This window comes from Enhydrobacter sp. (assembly GCA_025808875.1).
GTDB lineage: Bacteria > Pseudomonadota > Alphaproteobacteria > Reyranellales > Reyranellaceae > Reyranella.
The window spans coordinates 2,828,793-2,853,038 of record CP075528.1 but is presented as its reverse complement, the minus strand read 5'-3'; the positions used below and the strand labels follow the sequence as shown (position 1 = coordinate 2,853,038).

The following is a 24,246-nucleotide window of genomic DNA, read 5'->3' as shown; positions in this document are numbered from 1 at the left end:
GTCGGAGGGGCTTACGCCGTTTCGGCGAGCAGCGAGAGCTGGCGGTCCTCGCTGCCCATCAGGTCGTCGAGGGGGATCGGGTAGTCGCCTGTGAAGCAGGCGTCGCAAAAGCCGGGCGCCTGAGGGTCGCGGCCGGGCAGGCCCATGGCGCGATAGAGGCCGTCGATCGACAGGAAGGCCAGAGAATCGACCTTGATGAACTTGGCCATGCCGTCGACGTCGTAGTGCGAGGCGAGCAGCTTGTCGCGCTCGGGCGTGTCGATGCCGTAGAAGCAGGAGTGGGTGGTCGGCGGGGCGGCGATGCGCATGTGGACCTCGCGGGCGCCGGCGTTGCGCACCATCTCGACGATCTTCATCGAGGTCGTGCCGCGCACGATCGAATCGTCGACCAGGATCACCCGCCTGCCCTCGATCATGGCGCGGTTGGCGTTGTGCTTCAGCCGCACGCCGAGATGGCGGATGTGATCGGCCGGCTCGATGAAGGTACGGCCGACATAGTGGTTGCGGATGATGCCGAGCTCGAACGGCAGGCCGGACTCATGAGCATAGCCGATTGCCGCCGGCACGCCCGAATCGGGCACCGGCACGACCAGGTCGGCCGCCACGGGGCTCTCCTTGGCGAGTTCCATGCCGATGCGCTTGCGCGCCTCGTAGACGCCGACGCCCTCGATCCTGCTGTCGGGGCGGGCGAAGTAGATGTGCTCGAAGACGCAGAACCGACGCTGTTGCCTGCCGAACGGCTTGATCGAGCGCAACCCGCTGCCGTCGACGATGACGATCTCGCCGGGCTCGACGTCGCGCACGTAGCGCGCGCCGATGATGTCGAGCCCGCAGGTCTCCGAGGCGATGATCCAGGAATCCTCGAGGCGGCCGATCACCAGCGGGCGCACGCCCATCGGGTCGCGCACGCCGATCAGCGCCTCGTTGGTGAGAATGAGCAGCGAGTAGGCGCCCTTGACCCGTCCGAGCGCGTCTATCAGCCGGTCGACGACGGTCGAGTAGTTGGAACGGGCGATCAGGTGGTTGATGACCTCGGTGTCGGTGGTGGACTGGAACAGGCAGCCCATGCGCACCAGTTCGCGGCGCAGCAGGTAGGCGTTGGTGAGGTTGCCGTTGTGGCAGAGCGCCAGGCCGCCGAAATCGTAGTCGGCGAAGATCGGCTGGATGTTGCGGTCGTTGGTGCCGCCTGTCGTGGCGTAGCGGTTGTGACCGATGGCGCTGTAGCCCTGGAGGGTGGCCATCACGGCCTGCTCGCCAAAAACATCTCCCACCAGGCCGGGGGCGCGGTGGGAGTGGAAATGGCGTCCGTCGAAGGTGACGATGCCGGTGGCTTCCTGCCCTCGGTGCTGCTGGGCATGCAGCCCGAGCGCGGTATGGGCGGCGGCGTCCGACGTGCCGTAGATGCCGAACAGCGCGCATTCCTCGTGGAACTTGTCGCTGTCGCGATCCAGGGGGGCGGGGGCGTTCAGCACGGCGGGGTTATATCTGGGGCGGGGCCGCCATGCATCAAGGATAAGTGCCTGCGACCCTTTGTGGTCATTCGGTCTTCTTGATGATCTCCGCCGGCGAGGGGATCGGGATATCGGCCGGGTCGAGCGGTCCCCTGTTCTGCATCCGGGTCCGGAAGCCAGGCGGCAGGTGTGGCTCGACGAACATGGCCATTTCCTTGATCAGGGGAAACGTCGCGCCGGCCTCGACCGGAGGCGGCAGCTGCTTGGGGCCGAGATAGGTGTAGAACAGGAAGGCCGTGCCCAGCGCCGCCCAGGCGCAAAGCACGCCGAAGCCGGCGCCCAGGATGCGGTCCGGCCGTCCCAGCGGGCTGGCGCGGACCGAGCGCGAAACCGCGTTGGTGAGCATCACCAGGACGATCAGCGCGCCGACGAAAACCACCAGCAGGGAGATGAAATAGGCGAGCTCGGTGCTGCCCACGAGCGTCTCGATCTCGGGCTGGACGACCTTGGCGAACCGCCAGGCGACCCAGCCGGCGCCGATCCAGGAGGCGATGAAGAGGACGGCATGGGCGAAACCCGCCGACATGCCGATGGCGGCGCCGAACACGGCGACGGCAATGACCGCGACGTCGAAAACGGTGATGCCGAGCTGGTCCATCAGCGATTGCCCTCTAACCCGATGCGTGCGGTTCAGTCACGCCTGCGATCCGCTGCGCCCTCCCGCCGCGGTCGCTTGAGGGGTCGGTCTGCCGGCTGGAATCGCGCGACAAGGTCGGACAGATGCTCGATTTCGTCAATGGCGATGCCCTCGGCCGTCCGTGCCGGCGCCGGCCCCGTGCCGGCGCGGCCACGCGGCACCAGCGCGCTGCGAAATCCGAGCTTGGCCGCTTCGCGCAGCCGCGCCTCGCGCTGGCCCACCGGCCGCACCTCGCCGCCGAGGCCGATTTCGCCGAACACCGCCATGTCGGGCGGCACCGGCTCGTCGGCAAGCGACGACACCACGGCCGCGGCAACGGCGAGATCGGCGGCCGGCTCGCCGATGCGCAGGCCGCCGGCGACATTCAGGTAGACGTCGTTGGCGCCGATCGACACGCCGCAGCGGGCTTCCAGCACCGCCAGTACCATGGCGAGGCGGTTGGAATCCCAACCGACGACCGCGTGGCGCGGCGTGGCGAAGGACGACGGCGCCACCAGCGCCTGGATTTCGACCAGCACCGGCCGCGTGCCCTCGATGCCGGCGAAGACGCAGGCGCCGGACACCTGGCCGCGCCGCTCGGCAAGGAACAGCGCCGAGGGATTGGCGACGTCGGCCAGTCCGCGATCGGACATCTCGAAGACGCCGATCTCGTCGGTCGGACCGAAGCGGTTCTTGACGGTGCGCAGGATGCGGAACTGATGGCCGCGCTCGCCCTCGAAATAGAGGACGGTGTCGACCATGTGCTCGAGCACGCGCGGGCCGGCGATGGCGCCGTCCTTGGTGACGTGTCCGACCAGCAGCACGGCGATGCCGCGCCGCTTGGCGAGCTCGACCAGTGCCTGCGCCGAGGCGCGCACCTGGGTCACGGTGCCCGGCGTGCTGTCGACGGTGTCGAGCCACATGGTCTGGATCGAATCGATCACCGCGACCTTTGGCGCATCGGGCCGCTCGAGCGTGGCGACGATGTCGCGCACCGACGTCGCGGCCGTGAGCTGCACCGGCGCCGCGCCGAGGCCGAGCCGCTCGGCGCGCAGCCGCACCTGGTCGAGCGCTTCCTCGCCCGAGATGTAGGCGCAGGCGGTGCTTTGCCTGGCGAGCGCCGCCGCGACCTGCAGCAACAGGGTCGACTTGCCGATCCCGGGGTCGCCGCCAATCAGCAGTGCGGAGCCCACCACCAGCCCGCCGCCGCAGACACGGTCGAATTCGGCGATGCCGCTGCGGTGGCGCGGCGGCTGTGGTGTCGAGCCGGTGAGGCCGGCGAACTCGAGCAGGCGCCCCTTGCCGGCGCGGGTCAGCCCGCTGCCCGCCGGCCCCGGCGTGGCGCCGGCTTCCTCCGCGATGGTGTTCCACTCGCCGCAGCTCTCGCAGCGCCCACTCCACTTGGTGGTCACGGCGCCGCACGACTGGCAGACGAAGCGTTTGGTGACGCGGGCCACCTCAGTTCCCCGGCCGACGGGTCACAGCTTCCGCACCTGCATCTGGATCGGCCCCTCGGCGCGGCCGTGGATGAACTGGTCGACATGGGCGTTGCCTGAACGGTCGATATCGGCGACCGGGCCCTGCCAGATCAGCTTGCCGTCGTAGAGCATGCCGATGCGATGGCCGATCTTGCGAGCGCTCGCCATGTCGTGGGTGATCGAGATCGCGGTGGCGCCGAGGTCGCTGACGCACTTGACGATCAGGTCATTGATGACGTCGGCCATGATCGGGTCGAGGCCCGTGGTCGGCTCGTCGAAGAAGATGATCTCCGGTTCGCGGGCGATGGCGCGGGCGAGCGCCACGCGCTTCTGCATGCCGCCCGACAGCTCGGCCGGGCGCAGCTGGCCGATTTCCGGTGTGAGCCCGACCGCGCCCAGCTTGGCGATCGCGACCTCGCGCGCCCGGGCGGGATCCATGCCGTCGCTCTGGATCGGGCCGAACGCGACGTTCTCCCAGACGCGCAGCGAGTCGAAGAGCGCGCCGCCCTGGAACAGCATGCCGAACTTGCGCATGACCCGGGCGCGTTCGCGGTCGCTGAGCCCGGTGACCTCTTCGCCGTCTATGCGGATCGAGCCCTCGTCGGGTTGCAGCAGCCCCAGGATGCACTTCAGCAGGACCGACTTGCCGCTGCCCGAGCCGCCGATGACGACCACGGATTCCTGCGGCTGGACGTCGAGGTCGATGCCCTGCAGGACCTTCTTCGGCCCGAACGACTTGGTGACGCCGCGCAAGGAGATCTTGGGCGTCGTCATCGCGCGAAGAACGCTTCGGTGATGAAGTAGTTGGAGGTCAGGATCAGGATCGAGGCCGAGACCACGGCGTTGGTGGTCGCCATGCCGACACCCTGGGCGCCGCCCTTCGAGGTGTAGCCGTGGTAGCAGCCCATCAAGGTGATCAGGAAGCCGAACACGGCCGCCTTCACCAGGCCCGAGAAGACGTCCTGGAACTCGAGGAAATCGATCGTGTTGCGAAGATAGGCGATGTCGTTGAAGTCGAGCTTGTAGACGCCGACGATGTAGCCTCCCAGGACGCCGATGATGTCGGCCACCAGGACCAGTATCGGCAGGGTGACGACCCCGGCGATCAGCCGCGGGGCCACCAGATACTTGAACGGATCGGTCGACAGGGTGGTCAGCGCATCGATCTGTTCGGTAACGCGCATGGTGCCGATCTCGGCCGCCATGGCGGCGCCGACGCGGCCGGCCACCATCAGGCCGGCCAGCACCGGGCCGAGTTCGCGGGTCAGCGACACGACGACCACGTTGGGAATGGCGCTCTCGGCGGAGAAGCGGGCGAAGCCGGTATAGGACTGCAGGGCGAGCACCATGCCGGTGAAGATCGCCGTCAGGCCCACCACCGGCAAGGAATAGTAGCCGATCTCCAGCATCTGGCGGAGAATCTGGCGATGATAATAGGGCGGCTGCACGGCCTGGCGGATCGCCTGGAAGGCGAAGGTCGTCACGGTGCCCGTCGCCGCCAGAAAGGCGAGCGTCATGCGGCCAAGGATCGTCACAAGCGGAATCGTCACGTCGCGGTCCCCCCACTCTCGACATAGACTCGCGCGTGGCGGCGGCCAAGGGCCGTCATGACCTCGTAGGCGTTCGTCCGCGCGTTCTCGGCCAGGTCGTCGGGCGTCATGTGGGGGCCCAGCACCTCCACGGTCGTGCCGAGCGGGCAATCGGCTTCGGGTACGTCGGTGACATCGACGGTGACCAGGTCCATGGAGATGCGGCCAATCACCGGCACGCGGTGGCCGGCGAGATGTACGTGCGTGCGATTAATGAGGGCACGAAAGTACCCATCGGCATATCCCAGCGCGATCGTGGCCACGCGACTTGGGCGCGCCGCACGCCACGCCCCACCGTAGCCAACGGTCTGAAACGCATCGATCTTGCGCAGTTGCAGGATGCGCGCTTTCAGCGTCACGACGGGCAGCATCGGATTGGCACGTCCGGGCAGGGGGTTGATGCCGTAGAGCGCGGCGCCCGGCCGCAGCAGATCGAAGTGATAGTCCGGCCCGAGGAAGACGCCCGAGGAATTGGCGAGCGAGGTCGGCGCGCCGGGCATGCTCCGGACGAATGCGCGGAAGCGCGAGAGCTGCTCACCATTGGCCGGGTTGTCGGGCTCTTCGGAAGCGACGAGATGGCTCATCAGCAGGGCGAGCCGCAAGCCGCGCAATCGCCCGCGCTCGTTGATCAGCACCTGCGATTCGTCGGCGTCGAACCCGAGCCGGTTCATGCCCGTGTCGACGTGGATCACGGCGTCGAGCGGCCTGTCGAAGCGCTGGGCGGCGGCGCGCCAGGCGTTGAGCTGCCCGAGATGGTTGAGGGCCGGGGTCAGGCGATGTTCGACGAAGTCGGCGTCGGTCCCGGGCAGCAGGCCGTTCAGGACGTAGATCGCCGGGTCGGGCAATACGGCGCGCAGCGCGACGCCCTCGTCGACGTGGGCGACGAAGAAGTGGCGGCATCCCTCGGCCGCGAGGCGGGGGCCGACGACGGCCGCGCCGGTGCCGTAGGCGTCGGCCTTGAGCACTGCCGCACAATCGACCGGCCGTCCCTGCGCGCGCCCGGCATCGCGCAAGCCGCGCCAGTTGGCGGCGATGGCGCCGAGATCGACGGTGAGAATCGCGCCCGCCCGCCGCAGGGCTTCGTCGCCCGCCGGAGTCATGCCGCGCCTAGAAGGCGGGTCCATCCGACGAACCTGCGTCCGCCGGAAGATTGCCGAACTTGGTGAACTGGCCCTCGAACGAGAGACGGACGATGCCGGTCGGACCGTGCCGCTGCTTTGCGACGATGACTTCGGCCTTGCCGTACTGCTGCTCGCAGCGTTGCCTCCAGTCGTCGTGACGCGCATTGTAGTGCTCGGCGGTCTCGTTGTCGCGTCGCTTCGGCTCCTCGCGCTGAAGATAATAATCGTCGCGATAGATGAACATCACGACATCCGCATCCTGCTCGATCGAGCCCGATTCGCGCAGGTCGGCGAGCTGCGGCCGCTTGTCCTCGCGTTGCTCGACGGCCCGGCTGAGCTGGCTGAGGGCCAGAACGGGTACGTCGAGCTCCTTGGCGAGCGTCTTCAATCCGCGGGTGATCTCGGACACCTCTTGCACGCGATTCTCCTGACGCGTCCGGCCCGAGGGCGCGAGCAGCTGGAGATAGTCGACGATGATGAGGCCGAGTCCGTGCGTGCGCTTGAGCCGGCGCGCGCGCGTCCGCAAAGCCGCAATCGAGAGTGCCGGTGTGTCGTCTATGAAGAAGTTGAGATGTTCCAGTTCGTGGCTCACCGACAGGACGCGGTCGAAGTCGGCGCTGATCAGTTCGCCCTTCCGTATCTTCTCGGAGGGGATTTCGGCCTGCTCGGAGATCATGCGCGTGGCCAGCTGTTCGGCCGACATCTCGAGAGAGAAAAAGCCGACCACGGCGCCGTCGACCACCTTCGGCCGGCCATCCTCCCCGAGTTCCTCCCGATAGGCCCGGGCGGCATTGAAGCCGATGTTCGTGGCGAGCGAGCTCTTTCCCATCGCCGGACGACCGGCGAGGATGATCAGATCCGACTTGTGCAGGCCGCCGAGCAGCTGATCGAGCTGGAACAGTCCGGTGGCCACACCGGTAAGCTGGCCGGCCCGGTGATAGGCCGCCTCGGCCGCCGCCATGGCCTCGGTCAAGGAGGCGCGGAACGGCTTGAAGCCGCCCTCGATCTGGCCGCTGCTGGCGAGATCGTAGAGCTTCTTCTCGGCGACCTCGATCTGCTGCAGGGCCATTTCCTCGACGTCGGGGCTGAATGCACCGTTCACCATACCCTCGCCCACGTCGATCAACTGCCGGCGAAGATAGAGGTCGTGGACGCTGCGGCCGAAGTCCCCGGCGTCGATGACATGGACGGAGGAGGCGACCAGGCGGGCAAGATAGGCCGCGCCGCCCGCCGTCTTGATATCCTCGTCGTTCTCCACGTAGGTCTTGAGCGTGACGGCGCTGACGAGCTGGCCGCGCTCGATCAGCTTGCCGAGCGTGTCGAACAGCTTGCCGTGCAGCGGATCGGCGAAGTGCTCCGGCCGCAGGAACTCGGCGACGCGCTGGTAGGCGTGGTTGTTGATGAGAATGGCGCCCAGCAGCGCCTGCTCCGCCTCGAAGTTGTGCGGCGGCTCGCGCAGGCGGATGTCATCTGCGCCGGGCAGGCGCGTGACGTTCGACGAGTCTTTCAGCGGCTCCATGCAGAGCCTTCTAGTGAAACCGAGGGGCCGGCCACCATCCCAAAACCCGCCACTCTATTCAACGGTGGGTAACTACGGGGAAAACCGGCTATTCGGCCGCCATGGAGCGGGAAACGCCGACGTCACGTTCGGCGTCGACCATGTAGTCGCGCGTCAGTGGCACTGCGTCCTGCCTGCGCGCTACCTGAATCTGGAACACCATCTGATTCATGTAACGGAACGCCACTTCGCAGCCGGCGAGATAGAACTCCCACATGCGGCAAAAGCGATCGTCGTAGCCTTCGATCTGCTTGACCTTGTCGAGGTTGGCGAGGAAGCGCAGGCGCCAGTGGCGTAACGTCTCGGCGTAATGCAATCGGACGATTTCGATATCGGTGACGTATAGGCCGACATTCTCGATGGCTGCGAGAACCTCCGAGAGAGCCGGCGTGTAGCCGCCCGGAAAGATGTACTTGCGCAGCCACGTGTTTGTGCCGCCGGGCGGCTCCATGCGGCCGATCGAATGCAGCACCAAAACGCCATCGTCCTTCAGCAACTGCTTGATCTTGGCGAAGAACTCGACGTAATGCGCGGCTCCGACATGCTCGAACATGCCGACCGAAACGATCCGGTCGTAGGTTTCGGGCTCCTCGCGATAGTCCAGCAGCTTGAAGCGCACGCGGTCGGCCAGGCCGCCCTCCAGCGCGCGGCGGCTCGATACGCCGTGCTGCTCCTTCGACAGCGTCACGCCCGTGACGTCGGCGCCGAACTCGCTACCGAGGAAGAGCCCCATGCCGCCCCATCCCGAGCCGATGTCGAGCACCTTCATGCCCGGCCGCAGCAGCAGCTTGGCGGCGATGTGGCGCTTCTTGTTGACCTGTGCCTGTTCGAGCGAGTCCGACGGCGACAGGAAATAGGCGCAGGAGTACTGGCGGTCGCGGTCGAGGAAAGCGTCGTAGAGCCGATCGTTGAGGTCGTAGTGGTGAGCGACGTTGCGTTGCGCCTTGCCAATCGGATTGTATTGCTCGAGGAACCGCAAGACCTTCTGCAGGCCGTAGGACCAGCGCAACAACGGCATGGTCTCGATGGCGGCCATGTTGCGTCCGAGCAAATCCAGCAAGTCGTAGAGGTCGCCGTCCTCGACGGTGAGCCTGCCGTCCATGTAGGCCTCGCCGAAGGCGAGCCGGGGACGCAGGGCCAGACGCAGGCCGGTCCAGCGGTCGTGAAGCCGCATGGTCACCGCCGGGCCGGGTCGCGAACCCTGCAGGCGGTGCGACCGTCCGGTGGCGTCGATGATGGTCAACTGGCCTACGCCCAATACGCGGCCAAGGCCCTTGGCTAGCAGCATCGTCGTACCCTCAGGAGCGCAAATGTTAGTCCAAACGGCAATTTCAAGGCAAAGGCCGGAACAAACCTGGGATTTGACCCAGATCAAAGTATTGCGAGCGATTTGCAGTAGCGATTGTGGGGTGCTATAGATTTCGTGATTGCAAGTCATTCGCAGATGGAGAGTGAACGTGAAGCGGCGAGCCTTGATGACCTCGGGGATGGCGTTCGGTGCGGGTGTGATGATCTCGAGAGGGGCGCTCGCCCAGGCAGCGACGCTCAATCTCTATTCGGCGCGCCACTACAACACCGACATCGCGCTCTACAACAACTTCACCGATCTCACCGGCATCAAGATCAATCGGACCGATGCCGCGGCGGATGCATTGGTGGCCAAGCTCAAGGCTGAGGGCGACAAGAGCCCGTGCGACGTTTTCATCAGTGTCGACGCCGGCCGCATCGAGCGAGCCCGGGCCGATGGCTTGCTGCAGCCCGTCTCCTCGCAGGTTCTGACCGCGGCGGTGCCGGCGCATCTGCGCGACCCCGACAACAATTGGTTCGGCTTCTCCAAGCGCGCGCGTGTGATCTTTTACGGCAAGGAGCGTGTGCAAGCGGCGAATGCTCCCCAGACGTACGAGAACCTCGCCGACGCCACATGGAAGGGCAAGCTGCTCATCCGCTCCTCGGGCAACATCTACAACCAATCGCTGACGGGTTCGATCCTGGCGGCTCTTGGACCGGAGAAGACCGAGGCGTGGGCCAAGGGGGTCGCGGCAAACATGGCACGGCCGCCACGGGGCGGTGACACCGATCAGATCAAGGCGGTAGCGGCGGGGGAAGGCGACATCTGCGTCGCCAACACCTACTACTTCGTGAACCTCATGCGCTCCAAGAAGCCGGAGGATCGCGAGGTCGCGGCCAAGATCGGGGTGATCTTCCCCGATCAGGCCGGTCGCGGGACGCACGTGAACATCAGCGGCGGCGGCGTTGCCAAGTACGCGCCCAACCGAGAGGCAGCGGTGAAGTTTCTCGAGTATCTCGTGTCGCCGAACGCACAGCGCTACTTCGCGCAGGGCAACTCCGAGTACCCGGTGTTGGCCAACGTGGACATGGCGCCGGAACTCGCCTCACTCGGCAAGTTCAAGGAGGATCAGCTCAACGCCCGCGTCTTCGCGCGCAACAACGCCGAGGCCCTCAAGATCATGGATCGCGCCGGCTGGAAGTAGGCTGCGGGCTGGCGATCGCGCGGCTCAGCAGGATCACCGGTGCGAGCGATACGGCGACGATCAGGACCGCCCCCACGGCGGCCTGAGCAAGGCGCTCGTCGGAGGCGTAGCGATAGATTCCGACCGCGAGCGTGTCGAAGTTGAATGGCCGGATGAGGAGCGTCGCCGGCAACTCCTTGACCACCTCGACGAACGCGAGCATCGCGGCCGTCAACGCTGGCGCCTTCAACATCGGCAGATGGATCCGTCGCAGAATCTGCCGTGGTTTCGCCCCCAGCATCTGCGCGCTGGCATCCATGGCCGGATCGATCGCTGCGAGTGCCGGCGCCACGTTGGCAACGCCCACGGCCAGGAAACGGATGGTGTAGGCCATCAGCAGGGCGAAGGCGGTTCCGCTTAGAAGAAGGCCCGTCGAGACGCCGAAGACTGCGTCGAATGCCGCATCGACCGCGTGGTCGACGGCGATCAACGGCAACAGGATGCCGGCTGCGATCACCGCGCCGGGGATGGCATAGCCCAGCACGGAAAACTCGATCAGGCGATTGAAGGCGCGCCGCCGCACCAGCCGGCCGGCATAGGCAAGGAACAGCGCCAGTGCGACGATTGCCAGCGCGGCGATCGTCGCCAGCACGAGGCTATGGATGGCCTCGCGCACGAAGCTTTCGTCGGTCAATCCAATGCCGGACACGACTGCCAGCCTGATCAGATGCGCTGTCGGCAGAACAAAGCCGAACACCACCGGCAAGCTGCAGACGATCGAGGCGGCGAGCGCGCCCGCCGGCGACAGCGCGGAAGGCGATGACCGCTGCCGAATGTTCGCCGCGACATGGACGCGTCGTCTACCGCGACTGTGGCGTTCCAGCAGGAGCAGGCAGGCGGCAATCACGAGCAGGACCATGGCGATCTGGGCGGCGCCCGTTCGATCTCCCATCCCATACCACGTGCGGTAGATGGCGGTCGTGAAGGTGGGGACGCCGTAGTACTGCACCGTTCCGAAATCGGCGAGGGCTTCGAGCAGCGCCAGGGCGGCTCCAGCGGCAATGGCCGGGCGGGCGAGCGGCAGGCCGATGCGTCGGAACGTGCTGAGCGGGCCGTGCCCGAGGATGCGGCTGGCATCGAGCAGGGCCTGCGATTGGGCGAGGAAGGTGGCCCGCGCGGCCAGGTAGACGTACGGGAAGAGGACCAAAGTGAAGAGCAGCGCTACGCCCGTGGCATTGCCGAAATCGGGAAACCAATAGTCGTCGCGCCGCCATCCGGTGAACTCGCGCAGAGCGCCCTGGATCGGGCCGGCGAAGGTGAGCAGATCCGCATAGGCATAGCCGATCACGTAGGTCGGCATCACCAGAGGCAGCAACAGCGCCCATTCGAGCGTCCGGCTGAACGGGAAGCGATGCATTGTCACCAGCCACGCCGTGCCGGTTCCGATCAGCGTCGTGCCGACACCGACGCCGATCAGCAGTACGACCGTGTTCGAGACGATGTCCGCAAGCGTGGTCGTGGCGAGGTGGGCCCACAATTCGCCGCGCCAGTCGAACAGGCTGGCCACGACGCCGAACACCGGCAGCGCCACCAGCGCTGCGATGGCGATGGCGCCTGCACGCCACATCATCGGAGGCTCAAACGAAGACGCATGCCACTGGCAGGCAATGGCATGCGTCGGATCGCATCGCGGGGCGCAAGGCCGGCGGCGCTACTTCTGTTCGGCTGCCGCTTCCTCGGCGGGGACCGCAGCTTCGGCAGCCTCGCCCTCCGCGGCGGGCTTGGCCTCGAACAGCGCCGCCGCCTGCGCCTGCGCGCGCTGAGCGGCTTCAGCCGCCTCCTGGGCCGCGCGCTCGGTCTCGGCGACCAGGGTGCCGCCCTTGGCGAGGAACTCGGCTTCGTCCGGCGAGCGGGCGACGAGGGCGAGGATCTCGACCGTCACCTCGGGATGGAGGTGGATCTTGATCCTGTGCGCTCCCAGCGCCTTGATCGGCTTGTCGAGCTCGACCTGACCGCGTTCGATCTTGACGCCGGCGGCAACCGCGCCCTCGGCGATGTCGCGCGACGTCACCGAACCGTAGAGCTGCAGCGCTTCCGAGGCCTGGCGGATGAGCGTGACCTTGAGGTCCTTCATCTTGTCGCCGGCCTTTTCCGCCTCGCTGCGGCGCTCGAAGTTCTGGGCCTCCAGCACTTTACGCTGCGATTCGAAGTAGGTGATGTTGTCCTTGGTGGCGCGCAGGGCCTTCTTCTGGGGCAGCAGGAAGTTGCGGGCGAAGCCGGGCTTCACCTTCACGACATCGCCCATCTGACCGAGCTTGGGCACGCGCTCCAGCAGGATGACGTTCATCGGCATGGTTCGTCTCCCGTTCTCAGGCGATCAGATAGGGAAGGAGCGCCAGGAATCGCGCACGCTTGATCGCCTGGGCGAGCTCACGCTGCTTCTTCGACGACACCGCCGAAATGCGGCTCGGGACGATCTTGCCGCGCTCCGACACGAAGCGTTGCAACAGCCGCACGTCTTTGTAGTCGATCTTGGGGGCGTTGGCGCCCGAGAACGGGCAACTCTTGCGCCGGCGGGTGAAAGGTCGACGGGCGGCGCTCATTCCTCATCTCCGATGCTGGGAGTTGCTTCGTCGCCGAATCGTGGACGTTCGCGCCGTGGCCCGCGATCGCCCCAGCCACCACGCTCCGGACGGTCGCCGCCCGGTCGGTCGGACTTGTCGGCGCTGCGTTGCATCGCCGCCGAGGGGCCTTCCTCGAGCTCGTCGACGCGCACCGTCAGGAAGCGAATGATGTCCTCGTTGATCGACATCGTGCGCTCCAGCTCCTTCACGGCAGCGGCCGGCGCGTCGATGTTCATCAGAGTGTAGTGGCCCTTGCGGTTCTTCTTGATCCGGAAGGCGAGGGACCGCAGTCCCCAATGCTCTTTCTTGGAAACGGTTCCGCCCAAGCTCTGGATGAGCTCGGAGAACTGGTTGGTCAGGGTCTCCACTTGCGTCGCCGGCACGTCCTGGCGCGCGATGAAGACATTCTCGTACAATGCCATCTGACTGAGGCTCCTTATGGCTGTTGGCGACCCGGAGTTGACGAACCGGCCGGGTCTAGCCGCCCCGTCGCGATCGTTCGGGGAGCGGCAAGGAGACGGCGCCGATTTAGGCCCCGAAGAGCGGCGGTTATACAGACAAATACCCCCGAATCAAGGCGTTTCGGCCCTGGCGCGACTGGGGTATGAGGGACCCGCTTCAGGCCAAGAACCGGGGGAATTTGCCCATGAGCCGCGCTTTCGTGTTTCCGGGACAAGGTTCCCAAGCCGTGGGGATGGGCGTCGACCTTGCCGGCGCCTTCTCGACGGCTCGCGACGTATTCGCGGAGATCGACGAGGCGTTGAAGCAAAACCTTTCCCGGTTGATGCGCGAGGGGCCCGAGTCCGACCTCGTCCTGACTGAGAATGCCCAGCCTGCCTTGATGGCGGTGAGTGTCGCGGTGATCCGGGTCCTCGAGAAGGACGGCGGAAAGCCCTTGGCAAGCTTCGCGAGCCATGTGGCGGGCCACTCCCTCGGCGAGTACTCGGCCCTGGCGGCCTCGGGCTCCCTGCAACTCGCGGATGCCGCCCGCCTGCTCAAGCTGCGCGGGCAATCGATGCAGAAGGCCGTGCCGGTCGGCGTCGGCGCCATGGCGGCATTGCTCGGCATCGAACTGGAGGCGGCGCAGGAGGCCTGCCGGGAGGCCGCGCACGGCCAGGTCGTGACGGTGGCGAACGACAATGGCGGCGGCCAGATCGTCATCAGCGGCCACAAGGAAGCGGTGGAACGGGCCGGCGAGGCGGCGAAGGCGCGCGGCTGCAAGCGTGCCATGCCGCTGCCGGTGAGTGCGCCCTTCCATTGCCCGCTGATGCAGCCTGCCGCCGACGCCATGCAGAAGGCGCTGGAGGAAGTGACGCTCGGCACGCCGCAGGTACCGCTCGTCGCCAACGTGCTGGCGTCGGAGATCACCAACCCGGCCGACATCAAGATCCGCCTGGTCGAGCAGGTCACGGGCCTGGTGCGCTGGCGCGAGAGCGTCCAGTACATGAAGTCGGGCGGAGTCGATGCGTTGGTGGAATGCGGCTCGGGCAAGGTGCTGTCGGGCCTGGTCAAGCGCATCGACAAGGAGATGACGGGGCTGGCCCTCAACACGCCGGCCGATATCGAGGCTTTTCTGAAGACCGCCTGAGGAGCAGCGCGATGTTCGATCTTTCCGGCAAGTCGGCGCTCGTCACGGGCGCTTCAGGCGGCATCGGCGGCGCCATCGCTCGCGCGCTGCATGGCCGTGGGGCGGCGGTCACGATCTCGGGCACGCGCGCCGACGCCCTCGAGCAGCTCAAGGGCTCGCTCGGGGAGCGTGCGCATGTCGTCGCCGCGCGCATGGACGATGCCGCCGATATTGACCGGTTGGCCAAGGAGGCCGAGGCGGCGATGGGCAAGATCGACATCCTGGTCAACAACGCCGGGATCACGCGCGACAACATTTCGATGCGCATGAAGGACGAGGAATGGGAGAAGGTGCTGCAGGTGAACCTCACCGGCACCTTCCGCCTCACGCGGGCGGCGATGCGGGGCATGATGCGCCGCCGTTTCGGTCGGGTGATCAACATAACCTCGATCGTCGGCGTGACCGGAAACCCGGGCCAGGCCAACTATGCGGCCGCCAAGGCCGGCCTGATCGGCCTGTCGAAGTCGCTCGCGCTGGAGCTCGCCTCGCGCAGCATTACGGTGAATTGCATCGCGCCCGGGTTCATCGCCACGCCGATGACCGACGTGCTCACCGACGAGCAGAAAAAGGCCATCCTTGCGCGCGTGCCGGCCGAGCGTCTGGGCACGCCCGACGAGATCGCCGCGGGAGTCGTCTACCTCGCCAGTGACGAGGCCGGCTACGTCACGGGGCAGACCCTGCACATCAACGGCGGGATGGCGATGATCTGAGGGCGAATCCTCACAAGTGCCTGATTTTGTAGGATTTCCGGCCCTAGCCTTGGCCGGGGAGCTATGTTAGGAGGGGCCGATTCGCCTGCCCCTTGAGGCGACCCCAATCCGGGAAGACACGGGAAGGAAGAGCAAAATGAGCGATATTGCCGAGCGCGTTAAGAAGATCGTCGTGGAGCATCTCGGTGTCGAGGCCGCGCAGGTCAAGGAAGACGCCAAGTTCATCGACGACCTCGGCGCGGACAGCCTCGACACGGTCGAACTCGTGATGGCCTTCGAGGAGGAATTCGGCATCGAGATCCCGGACGACGCGGCCGAGAAGATCCAGACCGTGGGCGACGCCATCGGCTTCATCAAGAGCAACGCCAAGTCCTGAACGCCTGTCCGCTTCGACACGAGGAAGGCGAACGATGAGGCGAGTTGTCGTAACCGGCATGGGCATGGTGACGCCGCTCGGCGACGGTGTCGATACCAACTGGCGCCGCCTGATGGCGGCCGAATCGGGCATCCGCGCGATCCAGGCATTCGACACGACCGACCTCGCGACCAAGATCGCCGGCGAGGTGCCGGTCGGCGACAAGGCCAACGGCCACTTCAACGCCGACGCCTACATCGCGCCCAAGGACCAGCGCAAGCTCGACAAGTTCATCGTCTTCGGCATCGCTGCCGCCGAGCAGGCGGTCGAGGATTCGGGGTGGAAGCCGCAGGACGACGAGGGTCGGCGCCGGACCGGCGTGATGATCGGCTCGGGCATCGGCGGCCTGCAGACGATCTACGAGACGTCGCTCGTGCTCAAGGATCGCGGCCCCCGCCGCGTCAGCCCGTTCTTCATCCCGTCGGCGCTGATCAACCTCGCCTCGGGCCAGGTGTCGATCAGGTACGGCTTCAAGGGCCCGAATCATTCCGTGGTGACGGCGTGCGCGACGGGGGCCCACGCCCTCGGCGACGCGGCGCGGCTGATCCAGCTCGACGACGCCGACGTCATGGTGGCCGGCGGCGCCGAGGCCGCGATCTGCCGCATCGGCATCGCCGGCTTCAACGCCTGCAAGGCGCTGTCGACCGACTTCAACGACACGCCCGCCCAGGCGTCGCGGCCGTGGGACAGGCGGCGCGACGGGTTCGTGATGGGCGAAGGCGCGGGCTGCGTGGTGCTCGAGGAGTACGAGCACGCCCGCAGGCGCGGCGCCAGGATCTACGCCGAGGTGATCGGCTACGGCCTGTCGGGCGACGCCTATCACATCACCGCGCCGTCCGAGGACGGCGACGGCGCGATGCGCGCCATGCAGGCGGCGCTGAAGCGCGCGCGCCTCGGCACCGACCAGATCGACTATGTGAACGCGCACGGCACGTCGACCATGGCCGACGTCATCGAGCTCGGCGCCGTGAAGAAGACGTTCGGCCAGGACGCCTACAAGCTTTCCATGTCGTCGACCAAGTCTGCGACCGGCCACCTCCTGGGGGCCGCCGGCGCGATCGAGGCCATCTACGCCATCAAGTCGATCGTCGAGCAGGCCGTTCCGCCAACGCTCAATCTCGACGAGCCGGACGAGGGCTGCGATATAGACTTGGTGCCGAAGCAGGCCAAGCAACGCAAGGTCCGCCACGCGCTCAGCAACTCGTTCGGTTTCGGCGGCACCAACGCGTCGCTGATTTTCGGTCCGGTGTGATCATCGGAGGCTGAGGGTGCTCAGCTTTTTTCGTTGGGTCCTGTTTTTCGTCGTTCTGCTCGTCACCGTGATGGGTGGCGCGCTGCCGCTCGGCCACACGCTGATCGTCGCCGAAGGCCCGCTCGATTCGCCGCGCAACGTCGTCATCCCGCGCGGCGCCGGCCCGGCGACGATGGCCAGGGTGCTGCACGAGGAGGGCGTGGTCGCCTATCCACGGCTGTTCCGCGTGGCGCTGATGATCGATCCCACGCCACGGCCGATCAAGGCCGGCGAGTACGAGGTCCCGGCCCGCGCGTCTATGCTGGCGATCATCGAGCTGCTGCAGTCGGGCAAGCAGGTCCAGCGCCGCCTCACCGTGCCCGAGGGCCTGACGACCGCCGAGATCCTCGACCTCGTGCGCAGGACCGAGGCACTGTCGGGCGAGATCACGATCGATGTCGCCGAGGGCGACCTGCTGCCCGAGACCTACTTCTATTCGCGCGACGACACCCGCGACGGGCTGCTGCTGCGCATGAAGGAGGCGATGGCCAAGACCCTGGACGAGGCGTGGCGCAAGCGCGCCGCCGGCCTGCCGCTCGCCAACCGGCGCCAGGCCTTGATCCTCGCCTCGATCATCGAGAAGGAGACGGCGGTGCCGGCCGAACGCGCCAGGGTCGCCGCGGTGTTCGTCAACCGTTTGCGGGCCCGCATGCGGCTCGACAGCGATCCAACGACGATCTACGGCCTGACCCTCGGCAAGGCGCCGTTCGGCCGTGAACTGACGCGCGCCGACCTGCAGTCTGATTCGCCCTACAACACCTACCAAGTGGCCGGCCTGCCGCCCGGCCCGATCTGCAACCCGGGACGCGCCGCCATCGTCGCCGCCACCCACCCCGCGCCGCGCGATCGTTCGATCTATTTCGTCGCCGACGGCCAGGGCGGCCATGCCTTTGCCACGACTCTCGCCGACCACAATCGCAACGTCGCGCGCTGGCGCGAAATTCAGCGCGAGCGGCAGGAGCAATCGCCGGGCGCGCCGTCGCGACCGGCCGGCCCACCGCCGGCGCGGCGATAGGAGATGATGTACGCCGTCGCGGCCGCTCTGTCGCTGCTGGCCGTGGCCGCGGTCGGCGTGATGTGGTTCCTGCGCGCCAACCCGTCGACCGTGGCGCGCCGCCTCAGGCTGCTGTTCGCCATAATGGCCGTGCTCGGGGCGGGCGGCCTGCTGATCTTCGGCATCCGCTTCCTGCCTGGCCTGTTGCCCGAATTGTTCGGCCTGGCCGGGGTGGCGATCGCGGCGCTGATCGCGCGGGCGATGCGGTCGCGCCCGTCGGGCGGCTTCAGCACGCCAGGCACGGGACAGCGCACACAGGTGCGAACGGCGTTCCTCGAGGCCTGGATCGATCATGCGACCGGCGATGTCGGCGGCAGCGTGCTGGACGGGCGGTTCCGCGGCCGCACTCTGGATTCGCTCGGCGACGGTGAGTTGCTCGATCTCCATGCCGAGTGCGCCGGCGATCCGGATTCGGCCAAGGTGCTGGAGGCCTATCTCGACCGTCGCCTCGGCGCACAATGGCGGAATTCGCGGCCGCCGCCCTCGGCGCCACGCGGCGACATGAGCCGCGGCGAGGCGCTGGCCGTGCTCGGCTTGGCGGATGACGCGAGTGACGACGACATTCGCGCGGCTCACCGCCGTCTCATCCAACGCATGCACCCCGACGCCGGCGGCAGTGCCGATCTCGCCGCGCGCATCAACCGAGCCAAGGACGTGCTGCTCGGCTGACCTTGCCAGCCCCTGCGCCGCTGTGGCATCAACCGCGTCCCTCCCTGCAGCGAGGTCGATGAAATGGCGCAGCGCGTTCGCAAAGCCGTCCTGCCGGTGGCCGGGCTGGGTACGCGATTCCTGCCGGCCACCAAGGCGGTGCCCAAGGAGATGCTCACGGTCGTCGATCGTCCGCTGATCCAGTATGCCGTCGAGGAATGCCTCGCCGCGGGCATCGAGCAGTTCGTGTTCGTGACGGGCCGCAACAAGGGTGCGCTCGAGGATCACTTCGACGCCGCCTACGAACTCGAAGCGACGCTCGAACTGCGCAAGAAGGCGCCCGAGCTGAAGCAGACGCAGGGCGCCACCATCGGCGCCGGCAACGCCGTCTTCACCCGCCAGCAAAGGCCCCTCGGCCTCGGCCACGCCGTCTGGTGCGCGCGCGAATGGGTGGGGCGCGAGCCGTTCGCGGTGCTGCTGCCGGACGAGCTGACGATCGGCTCGCCGACCTGTACCGCCCAACTCGTCGCCGCACACGGGAAGACCGGCGGCAGTGTGGTTGCCGTCATGGACGTGCCGCGCGAGCAGACCAAGAGCTACGGTATCGCCGCCGTCTGCAACGAGAAGGACGGATTGGCCGAGATCACCGCCATGGTCGAGAAGCCCCGGCCGGAGGAGGCGCCGTCGACCCTGGCGATCATCGGGCGCTACGTGCTGCTGCCCGAAGTGTTCGATCATCTCGACCGGCACGAGAAGGGCGCGGGCGGCGAGATCCAGCTCACCGACGCCATGGCCCGCATGATCGGCGGCCAGCCGTTCCATGGATTGCGCTACGGTGGTCTACGCTATGATTGCGGCAGTCGCGCGGGCTTTCTCGAGGCCAATGTCGGGGTGGCGTTGCATCGCGCCGACACGGCGGCGGAGACGCGGGCGATGCTGACGCGGCTGCTGAAGGGCTGATCCAATGCGCATCGCGATGGTCGGGTCGGGTTATGTCGGTCTGGTCTCCGGGGCATGCTTCGCCCAGTTCGGGCACGACGTCGTGTGCGTCGACAAGGACCCGGCCAAGATCGAACGGCTGCGGCGCGGCGAGATCCCGATCTACGAGCCGGGCCTCGATCGGCTCGTCGCCGACAACATGCGGGCCGGGCGGCTGTCGTTCGGCACCGGCCTGGTGGACGCGGTGGGCGGGGCCGACGCCGTGTTCATCGCCGTCGGCACGCCGACGCGGCGCGGCGACGGCCATGCCGACCTGAGCTACGTCTATGCCGCGGCCGCGGAGATCGCCTCGGCCATCCGCCGCTACACCGTGGTCGTCACCAAGTCGACCGTCCCGGTGGGCACCGGACGCGAGGTGGCGCGCATCATCCGCGAGACCCGGCCTTCGGCGCAGTTCGACGTGGCGTCCAACCCCGAGTTCCTGCGCGAGGGAGCGGCGATCGAGGATTTCATGAAGCCCGATCGTGTCGTGATCGGCGTCGAGAGCGAGCGTGCCCGCGACGTCATGGCGGCGATCTATCGGCCGCTCAACCTGATCCAGACGCCGATGGTGTTCACCAACATCGAGACGGCGGAGGTGACGAAGTACGCCGGCAACGCCTTCCTCGCCACCAAGATCACCTTCATCAATGAGATCGCCGACCTCTGCGAGAAGGTCGGCGCCGACGTCCACGACGTGGCGCGGGGCATCGGGCTCGACGGTCGCATCGGCCGCAAATTCCTGCACCCCGGGCCCGGTTTCGGCGGCTCGTGCTTCCCCAAGGACACGCTGGCGCTCGCCTACACGGCGCGCGAAGCCGACGCGCCGCAGACCATCGTCGAGCAGGTCATCGAGGTGAACAATGCGCGCAAGAAGCGGATGGCGCGCAAGGTCATCGACTTCTGCGGCGGATCGGTCGCCGGCCTGACCGTCGCGGTGCTCGGCCTGACCTTCAAGCCCAACACCGACGACATGCGCGACGCGCCCTCCCTCGACATCGTCCCGGCCCTGCAGGCGGCCGGTGCGAAGATCGTCGCCTTCGATCCCGAGGGCATGACCGAGGCGGCGAAACTGCTGAAGGACGTCGCCTATGCCAAGACCGCCTACGAGGCGGCGTCGGGAGCCGACGTGCTGGTCGTGATAACGGAGTGGCACGAGTTCCGCGGGCTCGATCCCCGGCGTATCAAGGAGGCGATGCGCCTGCCGCGCATCGTCGATCTGCGGAACATTTTCGATCCCGAGGAGATGCGCGGTCTCGGATTCGCCTACGAGTGCGTTGGGCGCCCCAGGCCGCGCGTTTGAGCGAAGCCAGTCCGGAGTAAATTGCATGAACCAGAAGGCGCACAAGTTCGATCCGACGATCCTGCGCGAGTACGACATCCGCGGCATCGTCGGCAGCACCCTCAAGGTGGCCGATGCCGCCGCGATTGGCCGGGCTTTCGGCACATTGGTGCGTCGCAACGGCGGCAAGCGGGTGGCGCTGGGCTACGACGGCAGGCTGAGCTCGCCCGAGCTGGCGGCGGCCTGCATCGACGGCCTCACGGCCGCGGGCGTCGACGTGACCGACATCGGCTGCGTCTCGACGCCGATGCTGTACTACGCCGTGTGGCATCTCGAGATGGACGGCGGCATCCAGATCACCGGCTCGCACAATCCGCCCGACTACAACGGCTTCAAGATGATGATGGGCAAGAAGTCGTTCTTCGGTGCCGACATCCAGACGCTCGGCGCGATCGCGGCCGGGGGGGATTTCGAGAGCGGCAAGGGAGCGCTCGAGAAGAAGAACATCCTCGAGGCCTATGCCGAGCGCCTGCTGAAGGACGTCAAACCCGGGCGCAAGCTCAAGGTCGCCTGGGATACCGGCAACGGTGCGGTGGGCGTCTCGATCCGGGCCGTCGTCTCCAGGTTGCCCGGAGAGCATTTCATCCTGAACGAGACGGTCGACGGTACCTTCCCGTCGCATCACCCCGATCCCACGGTGCCGAAGAATCTCGAGCAGCTCGTGGCGGAGGTGAGGAAGCGCGGCTGCGACCTCGGCATCGCCTTCGACGGCGACGGCGACCGCATCGGCGCGGTCGACGGCAAGGGCCGCATCCTGTGGGGCGACCAGCTCATGATCCTGTGGGCGCGCGACGTGCTGAAGGGCCACGCCGGGGCGACGATCATCGCCGACGTCAAGGCGAGCCAGGCGCTGTTCGACGAGATCGCGCGCGCCGGCGGCACGCCGCTCATGTGGAAGACCGGCCATTCGCTGATCAAGAGCAAGATGGCGGAGCTCGGCGCACCGCTTGCCGGTGAGATGAGCGGGCACATCTTCTTTGCCGATACGTTCTACGGCTTCGACGATGCGCTGTATTGCGGCCTGCGGCTGCTCAACATCGTCGCCGCGACCGATGAGAGCCTGGCCGAGATGCGCGACAAGCTTCCCCAGCTTGTGAACACGCCGGAGCTGCGCTTCGATTGCGCCGAGGAGCGCAAGTTCAGGATCGTCGACGAGGTCAAGGCGCGCCTCGAGCAGGTGGGCGCCAAGCTCTCGGACATCGATGGCGTGCGCGTCAACACGCCTGACGGCTGGTGGCTGCTGCGTGCCTCGAACACCCAGGCGGTGCTGGTCGCGCGCTGCGAGAGCGCCAGCGAGCCGGGGCTGGAAAGACTCAAGGGCGAGCTCAGGGCGGCCCTCGCCGCGAGCGGCGTCGAGTTACCCGAGGACGCGTCGGCCGGCCATTGATGCGCTTCTTCTTCTACGGAACGCTGCTCGACCGCGACGTCATGGCCCTGGTCATCGGCCGGCGCCTCTCGCCTGCCGCGTACCGGCCGGCCTGGTTGGCGGGCCACGTCAGGCGCCGCGTCAAGGGCGCGAGCTATCCGATCGTCTTGCGCGATCCACGCGCCGAGGTCGCGGGCATGGTGGTGGGCGGGCTGAGCGGCCGCGACGTGGCGCGGCTCGCCGCCTACGAAGGGCCGGGCTACAGGATAGCGCCGCTGAAGGTGAGGCTGGGCGGCCGGTTGACGACCGTGGCGGTGTTCGAGCCGGTCCAGCATCGCTTCCAGCCGACCGATGGCGACTGGATTCTGACCGCCTGGCAGTGGCGTTACAAGCGGGCGTTCGTCGACAGGCTGCGGCGCGCCTTCAGCGCGCACCCGGCGTATTCCAGGCAGTGACCTCGAGGGCGGCGCAGTAGATTTTCCGCGCCTCCAGACGCTTGCAGCCTTCCAGTGCCTCTTCCTGCGAGAGGTTGGTGACGCGCGCGCGGTGGAATGTCTTGTGGGCCATCTGCACCTCGTCGACCGAGATGGCGCTGTTGGCGCGAATCGGGTCGGGGAGGGCGGACGACGCCCGTTGCAGGGCGAGTTCGGCGGCGCGCGAATCGGCAAACGAGCCAACCTGGATCACCCAGCTTCCGGCCGAAGGGGTGGCGCCACCATCGCCAACGGGCGCGGCGTTCGACGCCGGCGCGGCACGCATCGACGCCAGCACGGCCTCGACCTGGGTGGGCGATGCCGGCTGCGGTGCGCGCGCGAGGGCAGGGCCCGCGATTCCCGGCACGAAGTGTGCCGCCTGGTAGCGCGCGCGCGCCGGCATCTGCGGCCACTGCCAGCCTGCAAGCCGCAACGCGTGGGCATGAGCGAAGCCGCGGTCCATCAAGTCGGCCATCTGGCGGTCGCGCTGGAACGCGGTGTTGCCGCCCATGACCACGCCGATCAGCCGGCGGTCATCGCGGACGGCCGACATCACCAGATTGAAGCCCGATGCCGCAGTGTATCCGGTCTTGAGGCCGTCGGCACCGGCGTAGTTCGCCAACATGCGATTGTGGTTCTCCAGCACGCGTCCGCGATAACCGTAGCTCTGGGCGGAGAACACCGCGTAGTAGTGCGGAAAGTCGCGCAACAGGGCATGGGCGAGGCGGGCCATGTCGCGCGCGGTCGTCACCTGCTCGCGGCTGGGCAGCCCCGAGGCGTTGCGAAATACCGTCGATGCCATGCCGAGTTGGCGCGCTCTCTGGGTCATCAGCCGGGCGAAGTTGTCCTCCGAGCCGGCCATCGCCTCCGCCAGCACGATGGCGGCGTCGTTTGCCGAGCGCGTGATCAGGCCCATGGCGGCGTCACGCACCGTGATGACTGCCCCCCTGCCGACTCCCATCTTGGTCGGCGGCGCGTTCGCTGCCTGAACGGAGACCGGCAGGGTGTCGTCGAGCGACAGACGACCCGAATCGAGCGCCGCGAACGTTAGGTAGAGCGTCATCAATTTGGTGAGCGATGCGGGATGGCGCAGCTCCTCGGCATGATCCGAAAGCAGTTCCCGCCCGGTCGTGGCGTCGACGATCAGATAGGCATCCTTGGCGCGGACCGCGGGATTGGGCGCCCAGGTCGAGGCGGCAGGGCGTGCAACCTTGGTCGTGCGGGCCTTCGTGGAGGCGCGCTTGACGGCCGACGTCTGCGCTTCGACAGCGGTCGGCAGGGTCGTGGCTACAAGAAAGAGACAGGCGGCAAACCAGAACAGGCCTGCCGCCGGGCGCGCAAAGGGGTGTGTCATTGCCGAAACGCCACTGACTG

24 protein-coding genes are annotated in these 24,246 nt (G+C 67.2%); 11 read left to right on the top strand and 13 right to left on the bottom strand.

Annotated elements, in window-relative coordinates; genetic code table 11:
- Positions 1-11: 11 nt before the first annotated feature.
- The 8 genes from KIT25_14155 to KIT25_14120 all read right to left on the bottom strand — a co-directional run bounded on the left by KIT25_14155 (position 12) and on the right by KIT25_14120 (position 9,161).
- The gene (locus tag KIT25_14155) at positions 12-1,472 is read right to left on the bottom strand and encodes an amidophosphoribosyltransferase (protein ID UYN93204.1); all 1,461 of its coding nucleotides are present in this window, start codon (positions 1,470-1,472) and stop codon (positions 12-14) included.
- A 64-nt stretch (positions 1,473-1,536) separates the two neighbouring features.
- Entirely contained in the window at positions 1,537-2,109 is a 573-nt protein-coding gene (locus KIT25_14150; protein UYN93203.1) for a CvpA family protein, read from the bottom strand.
- Between the two features lie 32 nt (positions 2,110-2,141).
- Positions 2,142-3,584: a DNA repair protein RadA gene (gene radA, locus KIT25_14145; GenBank protein UYN93202.1), complete on the bottom strand. Its 1,443-nt coding sequence runs from the start codon at positions 3,582-3,584 to the stop codon at positions 2,142-2,144.
- A 21-nt stretch (positions 3,585-3,605) separates the two neighbouring features.
- Complete coding sequence (locus tag KIT25_14140) at positions 3,606-4,379, bottom strand: ATP-binding cassette domain-containing protein (protein UYN93201.1); 774 nt, start codon at positions 4,377-4,379, stop codon at positions 3,606-3,608.
- On the bottom strand, positions 4,376-5,122 hold the full coding sequence (locus KIT25_14135; GenBank protein UYN97941.1) for an ABC transporter permease: 747 nt from the start codon (positions 5,120-5,122) through the stop codon (positions 4,376-4,378). Before KIT25_14135 ends, KIT25_14140 begins: the two co-directional genes overlap by 4 nt.
- Before the next feature lie 29 nt (positions 5,123-5,151).
- Positions 5,152-6,294: an alanine racemase gene (gene alr / locus KIT25_14130; protein UYN97940.1), complete on the bottom strand. Its 1,143-nt coding sequence runs from the start codon at positions 6,292-6,294 to the stop codon at positions 5,152-5,154.
- Positions 6,295-6,301: 7 nt separating this feature from the next.
- The gene (locus tag KIT25_14125; protein ID UYN93200.1) at positions 6,302-7,834 is read right to left on the bottom strand and encodes a replicative DNA helicase; all 1,533 of its coding nucleotides are present in this window, start codon (positions 7,832-7,834) and stop codon (positions 6,302-6,304) included.
- Between the two features lie 88 nt (positions 7,835-7,922).
- A complete protein-coding gene (locus KIT25_14120) occupies positions 7,923-9,161 on the bottom strand; it encodes a class I SAM-dependent methyltransferase (GenBank protein ID UYN93199.1) in 1,239 nt (412 codons plus the stop codon).
- Between the two features lie 187 nt (positions 9,162-9,348).
- Between KIT25_14120 and KIT25_14115 the strand changes: the two genes are divergently transcribed.
- A complete protein-coding gene (locus KIT25_14115; protein UYN97939.1) occupies positions 9,349-10,365 on the top strand; it encodes a Fe(3+) ABC transporter substrate-binding protein in 1,017 nt (338 codons plus the stop codon).
- Here KIT25_14115 and KIT25_14110 read toward each other — a convergent pair.
- The 4 genes from KIT25_14110 to rpsF form a co-directional block, all read right to left on the bottom strand.
- Entirely contained in the window at positions 10,340-11,974 is a 1,635-nt protein-coding gene (locus KIT25_14110) for an iron ABC transporter permease (protein UYN93198.1), read from the bottom strand. The two genes, KIT25_14115 and KIT25_14110, sit on opposite strands and share 26 nt — an antisense overlap.
- Before the next feature lie 81 nt (positions 11,975-12,055).
- Positions 12,056-12,691 (bottom strand): 50S ribosomal protein L9, encoded by a 636-nt coding sequence (gene rplI / locus KIT25_14105; protein ID UYN97938.1) that lies wholly within the window; start codon positions 12,689-12,691, stop codon positions 12,056-12,058.
- Between the two features lie 22 nt (positions 12,692-12,713).
- A complete protein-coding gene (gene rpsR, locus KIT25_14100) occupies positions 12,714-12,947 on the bottom strand; it encodes a 30S ribosomal protein S18 (GenBank protein UYN93197.1) in 234 nt (77 codons plus the stop codon).
- Positions 12,944-13,390, bottom strand: a complete 447-nt coding sequence (rpsF, locus tag KIT25_14095; protein UYN93196.1) for a 30S ribosomal protein S6 — start codon at positions 13,388-13,390, stop codon at positions 12,944-12,946. Before rpsF ends, rpsR begins: the two co-directional genes overlap by 4 nt.
- 224 nt (positions 13,391-13,614) lie before the next feature.
- On the opposite strand from rpsF, the gene fabD reads away from it, so the two are divergent.
- From fabD to KIT25_14045, 10 genes are all read left to right on the top strand, one after another.
- A complete protein-coding gene (gene fabD, locus KIT25_14090; protein ID UYN93195.1) occupies positions 13,615-14,556 on the top strand; it encodes an ACP S-malonyltransferase in 942 nt (313 codons plus the stop codon).
- Between the two features lie 11 nt (positions 14,557-14,567).
- Positions 14,568-15,305 carry a 3-oxoacyl-[acyl-carrier-protein] reductase gene (gene fabG / locus KIT25_14085; protein ID UYN93194.1) on the top strand — a complete coding sequence of 246 codons (738 nt, stop codon included), beginning with the start codon at positions 14,568-14,570 and terminating at the stop codon, positions 15,303-15,305.
- A 136-nt stretch (positions 15,306-15,441) separates the two neighbouring features.
- The gene (locus KIT25_14080) at positions 15,442-15,681 is read left to right on the top strand and encodes an acyl carrier protein (GenBank protein UYN93193.1); all 240 of its coding nucleotides are present in this window, start codon (positions 15,442-15,444) and stop codon (positions 15,679-15,681) included.
- A 34-nt stretch (positions 15,682-15,715) separates the two neighbouring features.
- Complete coding sequence (fabF, locus tag KIT25_14075; GenBank protein UYN93192.1) at positions 15,716-16,972, top strand: beta-ketoacyl-ACP synthase II; 1,257 nt, start codon at positions 15,716-15,718, stop codon at positions 16,970-16,972.
- A gap of 70 nt (positions 16,973-17,042) precedes the next feature.
- On the top strand, positions 17,043-18,026 hold the full coding sequence (mltG, locus tag KIT25_14070) for an endolytic transglycosylase MltG (GenBank protein UYN97937.1): 984 nt from the start codon (positions 17,043-17,045) through the stop codon (positions 18,024-18,026).
- A gap of 3 nt (positions 18,027-18,029) precedes the next feature.
- Positions 18,030-18,734, top strand: coding sequence for a hypothetical protein (locus tag KIT25_14065; protein UYN93191.1), 705 nt, complete (start codon positions 18,030-18,032; stop codon positions 18,732-18,734).
- A 63-nt stretch (positions 18,735-18,797) separates the two neighbouring features.
- A complete protein-coding gene (gene galU, locus KIT25_14060) occupies positions 18,798-19,673 on the top strand; it encodes a UTP--glucose-1-phosphate uridylyltransferase GalU (GenBank protein UYN93190.1) in 876 nt (291 codons plus the stop codon).
- 4 nt (positions 19,674-19,677) lie between these two features.
- Positions 19,678-20,994, top strand: coding sequence for a UDP-glucose/GDP-mannose dehydrogenase family protein (locus KIT25_14055; protein ID UYN93189.1), 1,317 nt, complete (start codon positions 19,678-19,680; stop codon positions 20,992-20,994).
- Positions 20,995-21,019: 25 nt separating this feature from the next.
- On the top strand, positions 21,020-22,420 hold the full coding sequence (locus KIT25_14050) for a phosphomannomutase/phosphoglucomutase (GenBank protein ID UYN93188.1): 1,401 nt from the start codon (positions 21,020-21,022) through the stop codon (positions 22,418-22,420).
- Positions 22,417-22,854, top strand: a complete 438-nt coding sequence (locus KIT25_14045) for a gamma-glutamylcyclotransferase (GenBank protein UYN93187.1) — start codon at positions 22,417-22,419, stop codon at positions 22,852-22,854. The genes KIT25_14050 and KIT25_14045 overlap by 4 nt, the downstream gene beginning before the upstream one ends.
- On the opposite strand, the gene KIT25_14040 is transcribed toward KIT25_14045, so the two are convergent.
- Complete coding sequence (locus tag KIT25_14040) at positions 22,823-24,226, bottom strand: D-alanyl-D-alanine carboxypeptidase (GenBank protein ID UYN93186.1); 1,404 nt, start codon at positions 24,224-24,226, stop codon at positions 22,823-22,825. The genes KIT25_14045 and KIT25_14040 overlap by 32 nt on opposite strands.
- Between the last annotated feature and the right edge of the window lie 20 nt (positions 24,227-24,246).